17 protein-coding genes are annotated in these 16,220 nt (G+C 61.2%); 5 read left to right on the top strand and 12 right to left on the bottom strand.

Annotated elements, in window-relative coordinates; genetic code table 11:
• Nucleotides 1-62: 62 nt before the first annotated feature.
• Nucleotides 63-1,463, bottom strand: coding sequence for a sigma-54 dependent transcriptional regulator (locus tag VMY05_12610; GenBank protein HUV31911.1), 1,401 nt, complete (start codon nucleotides 1,461-1,463; stop codon nucleotides 63-65).
• A gap of 318 nt (nucleotides 1,464-1,781) precedes the next feature.
• On the opposite strand from VMY05_12610, the gene VMY05_12605 reads away from it, so the two are divergent.
• From VMY05_12605 to VMY05_12585, 5 genes are all read left to right on the top strand, one after another.
• On the top strand, nucleotides 1,782-2,774 hold the full coding sequence (locus VMY05_12605) for a uroporphyrinogen decarboxylase family protein (GenBank protein HUV31910.1): 993 nt from the start codon (nucleotides 1,782-1,784) through the stop codon (nucleotides 2,772-2,774).
• Nucleotides 2,771-3,238, top strand: a complete 468-nt coding sequence (locus tag VMY05_12600; protein HUV31909.1) for a GAF domain-containing protein — start codon at nucleotides 2,771-2,773, stop codon at nucleotides 3,236-3,238. Before VMY05_12605 ends, VMY05_12600 begins: the two co-directional genes overlap by 4 nt.
• 119 nt (nucleotides 3,239-3,357) lie before the next feature.
• Nucleotides 3,358-3,513: a DUF5668 domain-containing protein gene (locus tag VMY05_12595; protein HUV31908.1), complete on the top strand. Its 156-nt coding sequence runs from the start codon at nucleotides 3,358-3,360 to the stop codon at nucleotides 3,511-3,513.
• A gap of 2 nt (nucleotides 3,514-3,515) precedes the next feature.
• Entirely contained in the window at nucleotides 3,516-3,851 is a 336-nt protein-coding gene (locus tag VMY05_12590; protein HUV31907.1) for a BlaI/MecI/CopY family transcriptional regulator, read from the top strand.
• Between the two features lie 71 nt (nucleotides 3,852-3,922).
• Nucleotides 3,923-4,702: a hypothetical protein gene (locus VMY05_12585; protein HUV31906.1), complete on the top strand. Its 780-nt coding sequence runs from the start codon at nucleotides 3,923-3,925 to the stop codon at nucleotides 4,700-4,702.
• A gap of 9 nt (nucleotides 4,703-4,711) precedes the next feature.
• Here the strand turns inward: VMY05_12585 and mce are convergent, their stop codons facing one another.
• The 11 genes from mce to meaB all read right to left on the bottom strand — a co-directional run bounded on the left by mce (nucleotide 4,712) and on the right by meaB (nucleotide 16,212).
• Nucleotides 4,712-5,137 carry a methylmalonyl-CoA epimerase gene (gene mce, locus VMY05_12580; GenBank protein HUV31905.1) on the bottom strand — a complete coding sequence of 142 codons (426 nt, stop codon included), beginning with the start codon at nucleotides 5,135-5,137 and terminating at the stop codon, nucleotides 4,712-4,714.
• Nucleotides 5,138-5,141: 4 nt separating this feature from the next.
• A complete protein-coding gene (locus tag VMY05_12575) occupies nucleotides 5,142-5,699 on the bottom strand; it encodes a hypothetical protein (protein ID HUV31904.1) in 558 nt (185 codons plus the stop codon).
• Nucleotides 5,686-7,263 carry a methylmalonyl-CoA mutase family protein gene (locus VMY05_12570; protein HUV31903.1) on the bottom strand — a complete coding sequence of 526 codons (1,578 nt, stop codon included), beginning with the start codon at nucleotides 7,261-7,263 and terminating at the stop codon, nucleotides 5,686-5,688. The genes VMY05_12575 and VMY05_12570 overlap by 14 nt, the downstream gene beginning before the upstream one ends.
• The gene (locus tag VMY05_12565; GenBank protein ID HUV31902.1) at nucleotides 7,264-7,776 is read right to left on the bottom strand and encodes a biotin/lipoyl-containing protein; all 513 of its coding nucleotides are present in this window, start codon (nucleotides 7,774-7,776) and stop codon (nucleotides 7,264-7,266) included.
• Nucleotides 7,776-9,308 carry an acetyl-CoA carboxylase biotin carboxylase subunit gene (accC, locus tag VMY05_12560; GenBank protein ID HUV31901.1) on the bottom strand — a complete coding sequence of 511 codons (1,533 nt, stop codon included), beginning with the start codon at nucleotides 9,306-9,308 and terminating at the stop codon, nucleotides 7,776-7,778. Before accC ends, VMY05_12565 begins: the two co-directional genes overlap by 1 nt.
• 29 nt (nucleotides 9,309-9,337) lie before the next feature.
• Nucleotides 9,338-10,852 carry an acyl-CoA carboxylase subunit beta gene (locus VMY05_12555; protein HUV31900.1) on the bottom strand — a complete coding sequence of 505 codons (1,515 nt, stop codon included), beginning with the start codon at nucleotides 10,850-10,852 and terminating at the stop codon, nucleotides 9,338-9,340.
• Between the two features lie 59 nt (nucleotides 10,853-10,911).
• A complete protein-coding gene (locus VMY05_12550; protein ID HUV31899.1) occupies nucleotides 10,912-11,748 on the bottom strand; it encodes an MBL fold metallo-hydrolase in 837 nt (278 codons plus the stop codon).
• Complete coding sequence (locus tag VMY05_12545; protein ID HUV31898.1) at nucleotides 11,748-12,890, bottom strand: acyl-CoA dehydrogenase family protein; 1,143 nt, start codon at nucleotides 12,888-12,890, stop codon at nucleotides 11,748-11,750. The genes VMY05_12550 and VMY05_12545 overlap by 1 nt, the downstream gene beginning before the upstream one ends.
• A gap of 44 nt (nucleotides 12,891-12,934) precedes the next feature.
• Nucleotides 12,935-13,354 (bottom strand): cobalamin B12-binding domain-containing protein, encoded by a 420-nt coding sequence (locus VMY05_12540; protein ID HUV31897.1) that lies wholly within the window; start codon nucleotides 13,352-13,354, stop codon nucleotides 12,935-12,937.
• A gap of 78 nt (nucleotides 13,355-13,432) precedes the next feature.
• Nucleotides 13,433-15,130: a methylmalonyl-CoA mutase family protein gene (locus VMY05_12535; GenBank protein ID HUV31896.1), complete on the bottom strand. Its 1,698-nt coding sequence runs from the start codon at nucleotides 15,128-15,130 to the stop codon at nucleotides 13,433-13,435.
• Between the two features lie 143 nt (nucleotides 15,131-15,273).
• Entirely contained in the window at nucleotides 15,274-16,212 is a 939-nt protein-coding gene (gene meaB, locus VMY05_12530) for a methylmalonyl Co-A mutase-associated GTPase MeaB (GenBank protein ID HUV31895.1), read from the bottom strand.
• Nucleotides 16,213-16,220 lie beyond the last annotated feature (8 nt).

Raw genomic sequence — 16,220 nt, 5'->3', positions numbered from 1 at the left:
GCTGCTCAGAGTTCTCCGTGAATGACCGGGGAAGTCGTAACGGAGGCCTGCTCAGACGCCCGTTACTTCCCCGCAGCCTTCTTCCCTCGCCGAACGGGCTTTTCCCCCGTCAGCTCGTTCATACGGTATCTATCAAGCTTTCGGTACAAGGTTGACGTATCGATGCCAAGAAGCTTTGCTGCCTCCGTTTTCCTGCCGTCCGTCTGGGTCATGACGTACTGGATGTACGCCTTTTCGATGGACTCCAGCGTCGGCGTCACGGGATCGCTCTCGGAAACCACTGACACCACTTTCGGTTTGGTCAGCCTCTCCGGGAAGTCGGAAGGTTCCAGCGTCCCTGTACGGTCAAGCTGAACGGCTCGCTCGATGGTATTCTCGAGTTCCCGAACGTTGCCCGGCCACGGGTAGTTGATGAGCACCTGCATGGCCTCGGGCGTCAGCTTCTTTGCGGGAACGTTGAGCTTCTCGGAGAACCTGGCGGCGAAATGATCGGCCAGAAGGGCAATATCCTCTTTCCGTTCCCGCAACGGAGGGATCACTATGGGAATGACGTTGAGCCGATAGAACAGATCGGCGCGGAAACGACCGGTCCGAACGTCCTCCTCCAGGTCCGAATTGGTTGCTGCGAGCAGGCGCACGTCCACGTCCATCGGCTTGGTGCCGCCCAGCGGGGTGATCTTCTTGTCCTCAAGGACCCGCAGCAGCTTGACCTGGATGGCCGGGGTAGTATTGCCGACTTCGTCGAGAAAGAACGTTCCGCTGCTGGCCACTTTGAAGAGCCCATCCTTGTCCCGGAAGGCGCCCGTGAAGGCTCCCTTCTTGTGACCGAACAGTTCCGATTCCAGAAGCGTCTCCGGCAGAGCGGCGCAGTTGATGGTTACGAAAGGCCCTCCGCAGCGCGGCGAGTGATGATGCAGGGCGCGCGCGATCAGGTCCTTCCCCGTTCCCGACTCCCCCCGGATGAGCACGGTTGAGTCCGACGAGGCGATCCGCCGCACGAGCTTTTTGAGCCTGACCACCGATTCCGACTTGCCCAGGAACTTGTCGAAGGAATTGTCCCCCTGGAGCTGCTTTTTCAGTTCCGAGTTCTCCAGGATGAGTCTCCTGCGGTTGATGGACCTGTCTATGGCCAGCTTGATCTCGTCGACCTTGAACGGCTTCGTGATATAGTCCGCGGCGCCCCGCTTCATTGCCTCGATGGCCGTGTCGACCGAGGCAAAGGCCGTCATCACGATGATCTCCTGCTCGCTCTTGAACGACTTGACCTCCCTGAGAATGTCAAGACCGGTCATCTCAGGCATGTTGAGGTCCGCAATGACAAGATCGTAATTCCGCTCGCGGAGACGGTCGACTCCATCCCGACCGGAACAGGTGGTGTCCACCTCGTAGCCCTCCTTGGCCAGCATTATCTCCATGAAACTGCACATTGAGTCTTCGTCGTCGATGACGAGGATCTTTGCCACTATGCCTTCTCCGAGCTATACAGGTGCACCTGTCTATACACGTGATCATTTCCTCTTTCGGCATACCTGCGGACGGCTAAACTCTTGCCGGGTATATTGCTCATTCTTTTAACAGAGCATTGACCACGGCGTGACGCCGGGATATATTTGAGGTCGTGGTCGCCGGCGCGACGACGCCGACAAGAGGTCCTGCAGGCAGACCGTTGCAGCCCGGCGCCGGGATTCTGAGAACGCCGGCGAGCAACGATTGTTACAAAGACAATGGACGGCTGAGCTGTCTCGCGTTTAAACCATATGACCGGAAGGATCACTAAGTCCATGCCCAGATACTCGCACCGGGAACGATTGCAGATGATTATAGCCGGCGAGCGCCCGGACCGGTACGCCGCGTCGTTCTGGCGACACTTCTACCATCTGGAGCACCACGCCGAGGGAACCGTCGAGGCCATGCTGGAATTTCAAAAGCGGTTCGACTGGGATTTCATGAAGATCAACCCCCGGGCTGACTACCACGTGGAAGACTGGGGGCTGAGACAGCATTGGTCCCACGACGAATTCAGAAAACACACCAAGACCGATTTCCCGGTCAGAACACCGGACGACTGGCTCAGGATAGAGCCGCTCGCTCCGACGGCTCCCGTGCTCGCCGAACACCTGACCGTGGTCTCGAAAATCCGCAGGCGCTCGGATCGAGAGCTTCCGATTCTCATGACGGTATTCACGCCCCTGGCCGTTGCCGGGCGGCTGGTCGAAGAAAACGGGCTGCTCGCGGATCATCTCAGGACCGCTCCGGAGAAGGTGGAGGTCGCCCTGAGGGCCATCACCGACACGTTTGTGCGATACGTGTCCGAACTGCGCAACGCCGGAGCCGACGGTCTTTTCTACGCTACCACCCAGTGGGCGTCGCGGGATCTGCTCACCTGGCAGGAATACGAGCGGTTTGGCGTTCCTTACGACCTCGAGGTTATCAGGGCCGCGGAGGCCGACGCGCTCAACCTGCTGCACGTCTGCTCCGGCAGCAACTATCTCAAGGAACTATCGGACTTGGAGTACAACGCGTCCCTGTACAACTGGGACGCCAGTGAACCCACCAACCTCCCCCTGGATAAGGCCCAACTCAGACGGGGCGCCGTCGTAGGCGGCGCGGATCAACGCGGCTGGCTGTTGCAGGGCACGCCCGACGAGGTGTCCCGTATGATTGAAAAACTCAAAGCTGACAACGACCCATCGCGGCTGATTATCGGCCCCGGCTGCTCGATACCGCCGGAAACACCGATGGAGAACCTGAAGGCAGTGAAAGATACACTATGATGGACAACCACCGCCAACAATTGGTCGACAACATTCGAATCGGCATAGCCCGGCAAAACAGCGAGGCGGACGTTCTGCAAACCGCCGCCGAGTTGATTGACGGCTTCTCCGAGAACTTCAACTGGACCGGCTTCTACATCATGCGCGGCGGGGTTCTCGAGGTCGGCCCGTTCGTCGGCCCCTCGACCGAGCACGTTCGCATAGAGCTGAACCAGGGCATCTGCGGCGCCGCGGCCTCAAGAAAGAAAACCGTTATCGTCGACGACGTGGCCGCCGACCCGAGGTTTCTGGCCTGCTCGCCCACGACCCGATCTGAAATCGTCGTTCCCCTGCTGGATGGTGATACGGTGCTCGGTGAAATCGACATCGATTCGGACCATCCGGCGAATTTCACGACCCAGGACAGGCAGATGCTGGAAGCCATTACGGCGGTCCTTGTCAAGCGGCTCAAGGAGATTCGGTAACCGCGCAGACATCCAGGACGTCACCGGCGTCCGCCGGAGCTAAAGCCTGCTTTTCTGCTTTTCTCCTCCCGCGCTGCGACGTATACTTGTCCGGTAAGTCACAATGCAAGGGCGGACACATGTTTATCGGGATACTGCTGCTAATACTCGGCGTGCTCCTGCTCCTGGAGCGGATGGGGATCATCTACGGTGATATCTGGGATTACTTTCTTCCCGTAGCCATGGTCGCGCTCGGCGTCCACCTCATCCTGCAGCATCGCCGCAAGAAAATGTAGCAATGCCGGGATCGGGATTCTACTTCGACCCGTCGGCTGCCGGTTCGGCCGTATTCCTCGGCCCGACCGAGGCCCGCCTGATGGAACTGGCCTGGACCCACCGGCGGCTGACAGTAAAGAACGCCCTCGTTCACCTCGGCCCGGACAGCAGACTTGCCTACACCACCGTATCGACCATTCTGAACCGCCTCACCGACAAGGGACTCCTTTCCAGGAAAAGATCGGGACGAACGTACGAGTATGGACCGACTGTCGACCGACGGGGATTCCTCAGGGAGCGCATAGGCATGATCCAGGCATGCCTGGACAGGAGCTTCGGCTCGTCGTCGGGCGACTGAGGCAAAAGACGAGCGGACTCCGCATATTCTCCATTAGCTATCGCGGGGTTCCAGTCGATACCTGAAATACCATGAAGCGAATACTCCTTGGGCTTCTGCTGTTCTCGATAATCACCGTCCCGGCGGCGGCCGACGATTTCGTCCGCCTGGCCGGGGAGATTCAGGTGCCGGTACCGGACGGCTGGCAGCTCGACCCTGATGCAGCCGACTACCCATTTCAAATAGCCCACGTCGAGCCGCTCGCCCAATTTCTGGTCTTCAAGTCGGTCATCTCCGCTCAGGAAGCCGTCCGTAACCGGGACGATCTTCGACGGTCCGTTGAGCGCGTTGTGCAGGATGTGATACTCCAGTTGCCGGAGTCGAAGTTGCTCACCTCGACCGGGTACGCGGAGGCGTCCCAGTCCAGTTTCACGATTGAGTTCACGTCCACCGACACGGTCAACGCCGTCCAGCTTCGCCACCGATTCACCGGCATCATCTACCGGCTTCCCGACGGCCGGCAGGTTCTCTTCACCTTGTGGGGAAGAACCGCTGCCGACGACTACCCGGAGATGGGCGGGAGCCTGGAGCTTATCCAGCAGGGTTTCGCGTACACCGGTCCCAGGGATGCCGAGGTATTCGCCGGTGTCAGCTACTCTTACTGGTATGTTTTCCCCCTAGTGCTCATGCTGGCCGGATTGTTGTGGGTGTTTCGCCGACGTCCCCGGGCGGGCCTTGCCGTCGGGGCGTCCCGGAGCAGCCGCTACTGGAACTGCCCGTGCGGACGGGCCAACCCGACCAGCCGGCCGACCTGCCGTCGGTGCGGCCGACCGCGCGCCGGCAGCGATGCTGCCCGCTTGGACGGCTCCTGACAGCCGGAGTCAGGCGGGCCGTTCCTCATACTCTATCAAAACTCCGTGAGTTCCCCGGGGATGCACAAACGCCACCCGGCGACCTTCCGCGCCGACACGCGGCGTTTCATCGATGAGCGGCACACCCGCCGCCTTCAGTTCGCTCAGCTTCGACTCGATGTCGTCGACGTACAGGCACAGGTGGTGAAGGCCCTCCCCCCTTTTCTCCACGAAGCGGCCGACCGGACTGTCCGGAGCCGTGGCCGCGATCAGTTCGATGCGGCGGCAGGCACCGTCGCGTGCCCCGGGAGGCGCAAACATCGCCACCCTCACGCTCTGGTCAGCCACCTCGGTGACCAGGGACGGCGGGCAGCCAAGCAACTTCTCCCAGCGGCTGACGGCAGCGTCCAGATCGGCCACGGCTATCCCTATGTGCGAGATGAACGGGCCGCCCACGAGGTTAGAAATCCTCCAGTTCCGCCTCCGCCGCCGCGGCTGAATCGGCCACCCGGCGCAGGTCCTCGTACTCGAGCTGGTAGTCGATGGTGCCGAACGTCGGATGTATCCACCGGTCGTTCTGATAGTACAGACGGTAGCGGTCCGGGTAATACGATGTATCACCCGACGGGCCGACAAAGACCGCCTCGGCTACGGCGATGGCCGAGTCGTAGTCGAAGAATTCTATGTCCTTGAGCACCAGCATCTCCAGGCTGTCGGCCTCGAGATACTTTATCTGCTTGAACTCGAGATACTCATCGAAAGTGTACTTGTTCCGCACGTACTCGAATTCGAGATCGTAAAGCACCGCCTTGTCTCCGTGGTGCCAGCGGACGGCCGCCTCCCGAAACATGGCGGCGATTTCCCTTATGTCGGTCGAGTCCGGCCCGCCCGCCGAGTCCCCCGTCCCCGGCGTGCCGGATCCGTCCTTGTCCCCGGAGCAGCCCGCCGCCAGGGCCAGCGCCAGCAGCAAAACAACCCCGAGGCGCAGACCGGTCAAGAGTAGCTTAGGTTCTTTCACTGTATTCACCCCAGATTTGACGGAAAACATCTGAGATTTCTCCCGTTGTAGCGTAATTCTCCACTGCATCCAGCACCGGATAGACGACGTTCTCGTCTCGCCGCGCTGCATCCTCCAGCGCCGCCAGCGACGCTGTCACTTTGCCGTTGTCCCGCTCGGCCTTCAGCGCCTGCAGCGCCGCAACCTGCTTCTTTTCCAATTGCGGGTCAACTTTCAAAACCGACGGTATCCCGGCCACGTCCGAACGGTACTTGTTGATGCCGACCACCGTCTGTTGCCCGTCTTCCACGCGCCTCTGAAACGCATACGCAGACCGGGCGATTTCGTCGCGGAAATAACCCGTTTCCACGCACCTGACCGCGCCGCCCAGTTCCTCGATCCTGTCCATCATCTCCCGGATTTTCTCCTCCATCCGGTCTGTGAGGTACTCCACGTAATACGACCCGGCCAGAGGATCGACCGTACTGGTCACGCCGGTCTCGCAGGCCAGGATCTGCTGCGTTCGCAAGGCGATCTCGGCCGACTTCTCGGTGGGCAGCCCCAGCGCTTCATCGTAGGCGTTGGTGTGCAGCGATTGCGTTCCTCCCAGCACGGCGGCCAGCGCCTGCAGCGTCGTCCGGACGATGTTGTTCTCCGGTTGCTGTGCCGTCAGGGTTGACCCGCCGGTCTGGGTGTGAAACCGAAGCCGCATCGAGCACTCGTCTTCGGCCTTGAACCGCTCCTTGACTATGGCGGCCCAGATTCGCCGGGCCGCCCGAAACCTGGCCACCTCCTCGAGAATTTCATTGTGGCAGGCGAAGAAGAACGACAGGCGCGGTGCAATATCGTCAATCAGCAGTCCCGCCGAAAGCGCCGCCGTGACGTACGCGATGGCGTTGGCCAGAGTGAAAGCCACCTCCTGGGCGGCCGTAGCCCCGGCCTCGCGAATGTGATAGCCGGAGATCGAGATGGTGTTGTAACGCGGCAGATGCGTCGATCCATAGGCCAGGATGTCCGTGACGATCTTCATCGAAGGCCGCGGCGGGAAAATGTAGGTCCCCCGCGCGACGAACTCCTTCAGAACGTCATTCTGCAACGTGCCGGCAAGTTTCGCCGGCGCCACACCCTGCTTCTTTCCGACAATCACATACATGGCCAGAAGAACAACGGCCGTGGAGTTGATCGTCATCGAGGTGGACACTTCGTCAAGCGGTATGCCCGCAAACAGCGTCTCCATGTCACGCAGTGAGGAGACCGCGACCCCCGTGCGGCCGACTTCGCCCCTGGCCATCGGGTGATCCGAATCGTAACCTATCTGGGTGGCCAGGTCGAAGGCTACGGACAGCCCGGTCTGCCCGCGTTCCAGCAGGTACTTGAATCGCTTGTTGGTTTCTTCGGCCGTCCCGAACCCGGCATACTGCCGCATGGTCCACGGCCGACCCCGATACATGTCGGCGTACACGCCGCGAGTGAAGGGATACCGGCCGGCCTGCCCCAGTCGTTGACGGTCGACAGTGACGTCTTCGGGCCCAAGGCTGACCGGGATGTCAATCCCCGACGATGTTCTCCGTTTGTCGTCGGCCATCTACTCGAACTCCAGCAGCACGTTGCCCTTCTCAACCGACTGTCCGGCCGCCACGTGCGTGGCTTTTATGACGGCCTCGGCCCGGGCTTTGATGATGTTTTCCATTTTCATTGCCTCGATGACGATCAGGGGCTCTCCTCTCGTCACGCGCTGGCCCGGTTTCACCCTGACGTCGATCACCAGGCCGGGCATCGGCGCCCTGAGCGACGTCTCCTGCGCCGGTCCCGCGCTGATACCGGCCGTCTTTCGCATTCGCGCCAACTGGTAATCCTCGACCGTCACGGGGATATCGTGCCCGCGTATGAAAACCATCTTCTCGGCCGAGGCGCCGTTGGCGCGCACGTCGACCTCCAGGGTCTCGTTGCCGATCAACAGCAGCGCCCGACTCTCGCCCAGACTATGGCTCGTGATCCGCAGCGAACGACCGTTGACTGTCACCAGGTATTGCTCCGAGCGGTACTCTATCTCGATGTCGAACTCCTCGCCCTCAACGACCACCTGGTAGCGCGGCATCAGCGGCTTCCCCCGAACCTGCTGAGGTTCTTTCTCCGATAAGTCGATTTCCAGTCCGACGCTGCCCGCCCGGGCACCGGCCCGCCGCGCATTGCTATTCGGCGCTCGCTGACAAAGGTGTGCAGGGCGGCCGCAAGCGCCGCTTCCAGGGCCAACTGGTCGCTGAAAAACCGGTAGCCGTGCTCGGGGTACTCCTCCTCAAGAAACCTGGTCGAGAAATCACCGGCCAGAAATCGCGGGTGGTCCAGAACGACGCGATGAAACCCGAGGGTCGTCTCGATGCCCGAAATCCTGAACTCCTCGAGCGCACGTTTCATTCGGGCGATTGACTCCTTGCGGTCGGCGCCCCACACGATGAGCTTGGCGATTATCGGGTCGTAGTAAATCGGTATCTCCATGAAAATGACGACCCCCGAGTCGACCCGCACGCCCGGACCGGACGGTATACGGTAGTTCTTCAGCGTCCCGGTGGAAGGTACAAACCCCTGCAGCGGGTCTTCGGCGTAAAGGCGGCATTCGATGGCGTGGCCGTTGAGCCTGACCTCGTCCTGACGGATACCCACGGGCTTGCCTTCCGCTATAGCAATTTGTTTCTTGACGATGTCCACACCCGTCACCATTTCGGTGACCGGATGCTCGACCTGGAGCCGCGTGTTGACCTCGAGGAAGTAAAACGAACGGTCCTCGTCGACAAGGAACTCAACCGTCCCGGCCCCCACGTAGGCGCACTGCCGGGCTACCTTGACCGCCGCCTCGCCCATGCGGGAGCGCAGATCTTCGGTCATGATCGGCGATGGTGATTCTTCGATCACCTTCTGATGGCGCCGCTGGATGGAACACTCCCGCTCGCCGAGATGAACGCAGTTGCCGTGCTCGTCGCTCAGAATCTGAATCTCCACGTGACGGGGATGGCTGAGGTACTTTTCAACGAACACGCGCCCGTCGCCAAACGCCGAGAGCGCCTCACTGCCGGCCGACTGCAGCGCCTCGCTCAACGACTCTTCGGAGTTTACGACCCGCATCCCCTTGCCCCCGCCCCCGGCCGCCGCCTTGACCAGAACCGGAAAACCGAGGGCTTTTGCCTCCCGCAACGCCGTCTCATAATCCCGGCCCTCAATGTCAGCCCCGGGGATTACCGAAAGCCCGGCTTTGAGCGCCATCCGGCGCGCCTGGAGTTTGTCGCCCAGCAGACGAACCGTCTGAGCCTTCGGACCGATGAAAATAATGCCCTCGTCGGCACAACGCGCGGCAAAATCCGGGTTCTCGGCAAGGAAACCGTAGCCGGGATGAATGGCGTCCGCCCCGGTCTGCTGCGCGGCGGCGATGATCTTATCCTGCGCCAGGTAGCTCTCGGACGACGGTGAGTCGCCGATAAAGACCGCCTCGTCCGCCATGCGAACGTGAAAGGCGGTTTTGTCGCACTCCGAGTATACGGCCACCGAGGTAATTCCGAGATCACGGCAGGCCCGCACCACGCGCACGGCGATCTCCCCTCGATTGGCGATAAGAATCTTTTTGATACTCGCTTTCATCTCAGCCTGCGACGGACCTCACGGCGACGCTACAGCGGTATGTTGCCGTGTTTCTTCAACGGGTTAGTATCCTTCTTCGTTTCGAGCATTTCGAAGGCGCGGATCAGGCGGGGGCGGGTGGTCTTCGGCTCGATAATGTCATCGACGTAGCCGCGTCCCGCGGCAATGAACGGGTTGGCGAATTTCTCACGGAACTCTTCGGTCTTCTTTCGGACCTCGGCCTCCGGGTCGACCGCCGCCGCGATTTCCTTCTTGAAGATGATCTCCACCGCGCCCTTGGGCCCCATCACGGCGATCTCGGCCGTCGGCCACGCGTAGTTCATGTCGCCGCGAACGTGCTTGGAATTCATGACGTCGTAGGCACCGCCGTACGCCTTGCGCGTGATGACGGTAATCTTCGGCACGGTGGCCTCACAGTAGGCGTACAGGAGCTTGGCGCCGTTGCGGATTATGCCGCCGTGCTCCTGTTCCACACCCGGCATGAAACCCGGAACGTCCTCGAAGGTCACGATGGGGATGTTGAAGGCGTCGCAGAACCGTATAAACCTCGCGCCCTTGATCGACGAGTTGATATCCAGCACCCCGGCCAGCACGGCAGGCTGGTTGGCGATGATACCGACCGAGCGGCCGCCAAGATGCGCGAACCCGACCACCAGGTTGGGCGCAAATTCCTCGTGCACTTCAAAAAACGAACCGGCGTCGACCACCCGGTTTATCACGTCCTTCATGTCGTACGGCTGATTGGGGTTCTCGGGCACGATGTGATCGAGCGCCTCATCCTCCCGGTCAAGTGGGTCGGTGCAGTCGGCACTGGGCGGGTCTTCACAGTTGTTCTGGGGAATGAAGTCCAGCAGCCGTTTGAGTTTCGCCACGGCGTCGGCTTCGTTGTCACAGGCAAAGTGGGCCACGCCGGATTTGGCCGCGTGCACCTGCGCCCCTCCAAGCTCCTCGGACGAGACCGCCTCATGCGTGACCGTCTTCACCACGTTCGGCCCGGTGACGAACATGTAGGAGGTGCCCTTGGTCATCAGAACGAAATCCGTTATGGCCGGGCTGTAGACGGCGCCCCCGGCGCAGGGGCCAAGGACAACCGAAATCTGCGGCACCACCCCCGAGGCCAGGGTGTTCCGAAGAAAAATGTCCGCGTAGCCGCCGAGCGAAACCACCCCTTCCTGGATACGGGCGCCGCCCGAGTCGTTCAGCCCGATGACCGGCGCACCGACTTTCATGGCCATATCCATGATCTTGCAGATCTTCTCCGCGTGGGCCTCCGAGAGCGACCCGCCGAGAACGGTGAAATCCTGGGAGAAAATGTAGACGGGACGCCCCCTGATCTTGCCACACCCGGTGATAACACCGTCGCCGAGGAACTTCAACCTGTCAAGGCCGAAATCGGTGGAACGGTGCGTGACAAAGGCATCGAATTCCTCGAACGAGTTGGCATCGACCAGCAGGTCGATGCGCTCGCGCGCGGTCAGCTTGCCCTTCTTGTGCTGGGCGTCAATGCGCGCCTGGCCGCCGCCAAGTCTCGCTTCCGCGCGCATCTCCTCGAGACGGTTCAGTTTTTCTTCAAGTGACACGTGTTCACCCGTGTAAGCTCGTATTATGCTGTGACCGGCTCGGCCACCAGCGCCATCCCGGTCTGCCTGACAGTGGCAAACGGCATCCGGGGATCATGATCAAACGCAAGAACAACGTCGGTGTCGACAACCCGTGCCAGGACCCGACGCTTAACTTCCATTGTCTGCACCGGATACAGGTCGCTGGCCGGCACAAACGGGACGCGAAGGTGCGCCGAGGTGCAGAATATGTCGGCATAGTACAACACCTGCCGGCCTTCCGACTCCAGCTCCAGGGCAAAATGCGCGTCCGTATGCCCCCCCGTTCGCACCGTCCTGACCCCGGGAAACAACTCCGTGTCGCCCTCGATAAATTCCACCTGGCCGGCCTCCTCGAGCGGCCGCAACCGCTCCGGGATGTACACGGCGGCGGTTCGCTCGTCAGGCCTGAGCGCCACGGCCCACTCGTCCCGGCTGACAACGTACCGGGCATTTTTGAACCGAGGGACATACCGGCCGTTTTCCCGCTTCACCGCCCCACCGGCATGGTCGGTGTGCAGGTGCGTCAGCACGACCCGGTCTACCTTATCCGACGCCAGGCCCAGACCCGAAAGGCCGCTCTCGAGGGCCGAGACACCGTCCGTGCCGTAGACAGTCTTTTCCTTATCCGAGAGCGTGTCACCGAGCCCGGCGTCGAACATTATGACACGGCCATGCGCTCTCAGCACGAAAACGTTGGTGACCATCGCGATAAGATTATTCTCGTCGGCCGCGACCGACCGCTGCCACAGGAATTTCGGCACAATACCGAACATGGTTCCTCCGTCGAGCCGGAACTCCTGCTCGACGAAGGAATCTATCTCAAACTGCCCGAATACCATCAACGACCAATGATGTTGCCGGCAATGACCAGGCGCTGGACCTCGGAGGTGCCCTCGTAGATTTCCAGCACCCGCTGGTCGCGGTACAGCTTTTCTATCGGGGAGAACTCGCCGATGTAGCCGTACCCGGCGTGGATCTGCATGGCGCGATCGACGCAGAACCTGGCCGTCTCCGAACAGAACAGCTTGGCCATAGAGGCCTCCAGCGAGAACTTCTCGCCTCGATCCTGCATCTGGGCCGCCTTGTAGGCCAGGCCGCGCGCCGCTTCCAGGCGGGTGGCCATGTCCGCAATCATCCACTGAATCGCCTGCAGCTTGGCGATGGGCTGACCGAACGCCTGGCGCTTCTTGGCGTACGCCACCGACTCGTCCAGAGCCCGCTGGGAAATGCCCACGCCCTGAGCCGCAACCCCGATCCGGGCGCTGTCCAGCGTCGTCATGGCGTACCGGAAACTCTTGCCGATCTCGCCCAGCAGGTTCTCCTTCGGCGCCTTGACGTCTTTAAGGATGATGCCGCCGGTGGTCGCCGCCCGCATGCCCAGCTTGTGCTTGAGCGTCCGGCCCTGCCAGCCGGGCTGATCCGTTTCCACGATAATCGCCGACAGCTTCGGCTGGCCTTCGATCTTGCAGAAGACAACCCCCACGTCGGCCACGTCGCCGTGCATGATGAAAATCTTCTCACCGTTTATCACGTAATCCGAGCCGCTCTCGACCGCTATCGTCGACTGGTTGGCCGCATCGGAACCGGCGTTCGGTTCGGTCAGCACAAAGGCCGGGATACGCTTGCCGCTGGCACAGTCCGGCACGTACTTCTTCTTCTGCGCCTCGTTGCCGAAGTACAGGATGGGGTACGTGGCCAGCTCACCGACGGCGCACAGCAACCCCACCGCGGCGTCGTGGTAGCACAACTCCTCGACCAGGGTAATGTACTCAATGTGGCTCTTGCCCTGGCCGCCGTACTCTTTCGGCATGCAGTAGCCGATGAATCCCGCCTGGCCGATCTTGCGATACAGCTCGCGGGGGAACTCCCTCGGCTCTCCCATCCGGTCCCACTTCTCGGACACCGGATAAATTTCTTTCTTCGCAAACGCCGCTACCTCATCCCTGACAGCCTGCTGTTTTTCATCAATATTCTTCGACATAAATCCTCCCGGAAGCGCCTATAGTGTGAACGGACTTGATTTAGCTACATGATTTTCTCGTCGGACGGTTTCTCGGCAATCGCCCGGCGAAGGAACTCCACCGCCTCCTCGGTCGGGGCTCCCGGGGTAAAAATCTTGGCCACACCCATCTTTTCCAGCTCGTCCTTGTCGTCGTCCGGGATGATCCCGCCGCCGAAAAGAATGATGTCATCGGCGCCGCGTCTCTTCATCTCCTCGAGAATGGCCGGAAACAGCGTCATGTGGGCGCCGGAGAGGATAGAGATGCCGATAGCGTCGACGTCCTCCTGGATGGCGGCATCGACGATCATGGGCGGGGTCTGCCGAAGCCCGGAATAGATTACCTCCATCCCGGCGTCACGAAAGGCCGAGGCGATCACCTTGATGCCGCGATCGTGGCCGTCAAGCCCCGGCTTGGCTAAGAGTACTCTGATTTTTTTTGTCATAGCTGCTTTACTGCTAATAGATACGTGTTAGCGCACAGTTTTATCGTTCGGGCGCTTCCTCGCGGGATGCATCGCCGGTCACGACGCCTGCATCGCCGCCTGGCTCTCCACCCATTCACCCCACACGCCGCGAAGAACGTCGCACATCTCACCCATGGCGACATACGCGCGGCTGCATTCCAGAATCGCCTCGAACGTGTTGCCGTCCCCTTCAGCGGCCTGACGGAGCTTCTCCAGCGATGCCCGGACGGCGGCCTGATCGCGCTCCGCCTTGACCTTCTTCAGGTTCGCCACCTGGTCAAGCTCCACCTGGCGGTCGATCCTGAGCACGGGGATGTCGATCTTTTCATCCTCGAGGACGAAGTCGTTGACACCCACAACCTTGCGTTCGTTCTTCTCGATCTCCCGCTGGTACCTGTAGGCGGAGCGGGCTATCTCACGCTGGAAATACCCTTCTTCGATGCTGGCCACGACCCCGCCCTGGCGCTCGATCTCCTCGAAGATCTCCTCCGCCTCGGCCTCCATTCGGTCAGTCAGCGACTCGACAAAGTACGACCCGGCCAGCGGATCAATCGTATTGGCCACGCCCGTTTCATAGGCAATAACCTGCTGGGTACGCAGGGCGATCAGGGCTGCCTTTTCCGACGGCAAGGCGAGCGTCTCGTCCATGGAGTTGGTGTGCAGGGATTGCGTTCCGCCGAGCACGCCGGAAAGCGCCTGGATGGCCGTTCGAACGATGTTGTTCTCCGGTTGCTGGGCCGTCAGCGAACACCCGGCCGTCTGCGTGTGAAACCGCAGCAGCCAGCTTCGCGGGTCCTTGGCCCCGTACTTGTTCTTCATCCGCCTGGCGTAAATGCGCCGGGCGGCCCGGTACTTGGCGATCTCCTCAAAGAAATCCGAGTGGGCGTTGAAGAAGAACGACAGCCGGGGGGCGAAGTCATCGATGCTCAGCCCGGCCTGTATCGCCGCCTCGATATAACAGAAACCGTCAGCCAGCGTGTAGGCCAGTTCCTGCGCGGCCGTCGCGCCCGCCTCGCGTATGTGGTAGCCGGATATCGATATGGTGTTCCACTGGGGCACGTGCTTCGTGCAGTACGCCATCATGTCGGTGATCAGTCGGATCGAGGGCTTCGGCGGGAAAATGAATTCCTTCTGCGCAATGTACTCCTTGAGGATGTCGTTTTGCAGCGTCCCGCGAACCTTCTCAAACGGCACGCCCTGCTTCTCGGCCACCGCCAGCAACATGGCCAGGGCCATCGAGGCCGTCGAGTTGATCGTCATCGACACCGAGACCTTGGACAGGTCAATATCCCCGAAAATAATCTCCATGTCGGCCAGGGTATCGACCGCCACGCCGCATTTGCCGACCTCGCCCAACGACCGGGGATGATCCGAATCATAGCCCATCAGGGTAGGCAGATCGAACGCCGTCGACAGGCCGGTCCCGCCCTGCTCCAGAATGTACTTGAACCGGTCGTGAGTCTGCTTTGGTGTGCCCATCCCGGCGAATTGCCGCATCGTCCAGAGCCGCGTGCGGTACATCGTGTGATGCACACCCCTGGTATACGGGTACTCGCCGGGCAGTCCGATCTTCTCCCAGTGGTAATTCTCCTGGTCCGCTCCGTGAACAGACCCGGGAGTATAAAGCTCGTCGATCTCGCTGCCCGAGACGGTGAAGAACCGCGGCAGCGACCTCCTGGCCCGGGATTTGGCCGCCTCCTTGTTCCACCGGGCCAGCCTGTCATTCAACGACTTAAGAAAGCCTTTACTGAACATTTGCGATTGTCTCCGAGTCTGAATTGAGTTCCAAGATAATACAGGGGGGTAAGAAAATCAAGCAGCGCGCAACCGGCCCCGATCCCCGGGCCACGCCGCAACGCTTTGGCCCCGGACCCGTCAGCCGCAACGGCAAGAGCGCGTCAATCCCGGCAAAACTCTTCGTACAGCCTGTCACCGATCAGGAACGGGTTGGTCCGGCCGTTGCGGACGTCGTCAATAATGCGGTCGAATTCCGTGCGACCGACAACCCGCTCGATGAACTCGCGCTGGAACCGGTTCTTCAGGATATTCAGGATCTTCCTCCTGACCTGTTCCCGGCGGTGCGCCTCGAACTGGCCAGCGGCCTGCATCACCTCAACGTGCTTGAGAATAGCGGCATACAGAGCATCGACGTTCTTGCCGGTAACGGCCTGGGTCGGGATGATCGGCACCTCCCACTCCGCCGCGAGTCTTTTCCGCGTATCGAGAGTCTGCCGCAGCTCCGAGACGATGCGGTCGGCTCCCGGGCGGTCTGCCTTGTTGACACAGAACAGGTCGGCGATCTCCATCAAGCCGGCCTTCATGGTCTGCACGGCGTCGCCCGACTCGGGCACGAGCACCACCACCACGGTATCGCAGGAGTCAATGATGTCAAGCTCCACCTGACCCACGCCGACCGTCTCTATGAGGGTGATGTCGAATCCGAAGGCATCGTACACAATGCCCACGTTGTCGGTGGCCGAAGCCAGCCCCCCGGTGGCTCCGCGCGTCGCCATGGACCGGAAGTAGAAACTGCCGTCGGACGGAAACTCCTGCATCCGCACCCGGTCGCCGAGGAGGGCCCCCCCGCTGAATGGCGACGTGGGGTCCACCGCGATGACACCGACCTTCCTGCCATCGGACAGATACTGCCGGGCCAGGCTGTTGAGCAGCGTTGACTTGCCGGCCCCCGGCGGACCGGTCAGGCCGATGCGAACCGAGCCGCCGACCCGCTCGTACAGCCGGGCGAGAAGTTCCCGGTAACCGTCGCTGCGGTTTTCGACGATGCTGATGAGCCTGGACAGCGACCGGACGTCACCGGCATAAAACCTCTCGAGCATCGTCATGA

Source organism: Acidobacteriota bacterium (assembly GCA_035529075.1).
In the GTDB taxonomy this organism is placed as follows: Bacteria; Zixibacteria; MSB-5A5; order GN15; family FEB-12; genus DATKXK01.
This window is presented reverse-complemented; position numbering and strand designations above follow the sequence as displayed.

What these genes read in the sequence shown, in the direction of transcription:
- VMY05_12595 (HUV31908.1), top strand. Translation starts at nt 3,358, where the DNA reads ATGTTTATCGGGATACTGCTGCTAATACTCGGCGTGCTCCTGCTCCTG.
- VMY05_12550 (HUV31899.1), bottom strand. Translation starts at nt 11,748, where the DNA reads ATGGTATTCGGGCAGTTTGAGATAGATTCCTTCGTCGAGCAGGAGTTC.
- VMY05_12605 (HUV31910.1), top strand. Translation starts at nt 1,782, where the DNA reads ATGCCCAGATACTCGCACCGGGAACGATTGCAGATGATTATAGCCGGC.
- VMY05_12570 (HUV31903.1), bottom strand. Translation starts at nt 7,263, where the DNA reads ATGGCCGACGACAAACGGAGAACATCGTCGGGGATTGACATCCCGGTC.
- VMY05_12565 (HUV31902.1), bottom strand. Translation starts at nt 7,776, where the DNA reads ATGCCGCGCTACCAGGTGGTCGTTGAGGGCGAGGAGTTCGACATCGAG.
- VMY05_12585 (HUV31906.1), top strand. Translation starts at nt 3,923, where the DNA reads ATGAAGCGAATACTCCTTGGGCTTCTGCTGTTCTCGATAATCACCGTC.
- accC (HUV31901.1), bottom strand. Translation starts at nt 9,308, where the DNA reads ATGAAAGCGAGTATCAAAAAGATTCTTATCGCCAATCGAGGGGAGATC.
- VMY05_12535 (HUV31896.1), bottom strand. Translation starts at nt 15,130, where the DNA reads ATGTTCAGTAAAGGCTTTCTTAAGTCGTTGAATGACAGGCTGGCCCGG.
- VMY05_12540 (HUV31897.1), bottom strand. Translation starts at nt 13,354, where the DNA reads ATGACAAAAAAAATCAGAGTACTCTTAGCCAAGCCGGGGCTTGACGGC.
- VMY05_12555 (HUV31900.1), bottom strand. Translation starts at nt 10,852, where the DNA reads ATGCGCGCGGAAGCGAGACTTGGCGGCGGCCAGGCGCGCATTGACGCC.
- VMY05_12545 (HUV31898.1), bottom strand. Translation starts at nt 12,890, where the DNA reads ATGTCGAAGAATATTGATGAAAAACAGCAGGCTGTCAGGGATGAGGTA.
- VMY05_12600 (HUV31909.1), top strand. Translation starts at nt 2,771, where the DNA reads ATGATGGACAACCACCGCCAACAATTGGTCGACAACATTCGAATCGGC.
- meaB (HUV31895.1), bottom strand. Translation starts at nt 16,212, where the DNA reads ATGCTCGAGAGGTTTTATGCCGGTGACGTCCGGTCGCTGTCCAGGCTC.
- VMY05_12590 (HUV31907.1), top strand. Translation starts at nt 3,516, where the DNA reads ATGCCGGGATCGGGATTCTACTTCGACCCGTCGGCTGCCGGTTCGGCC.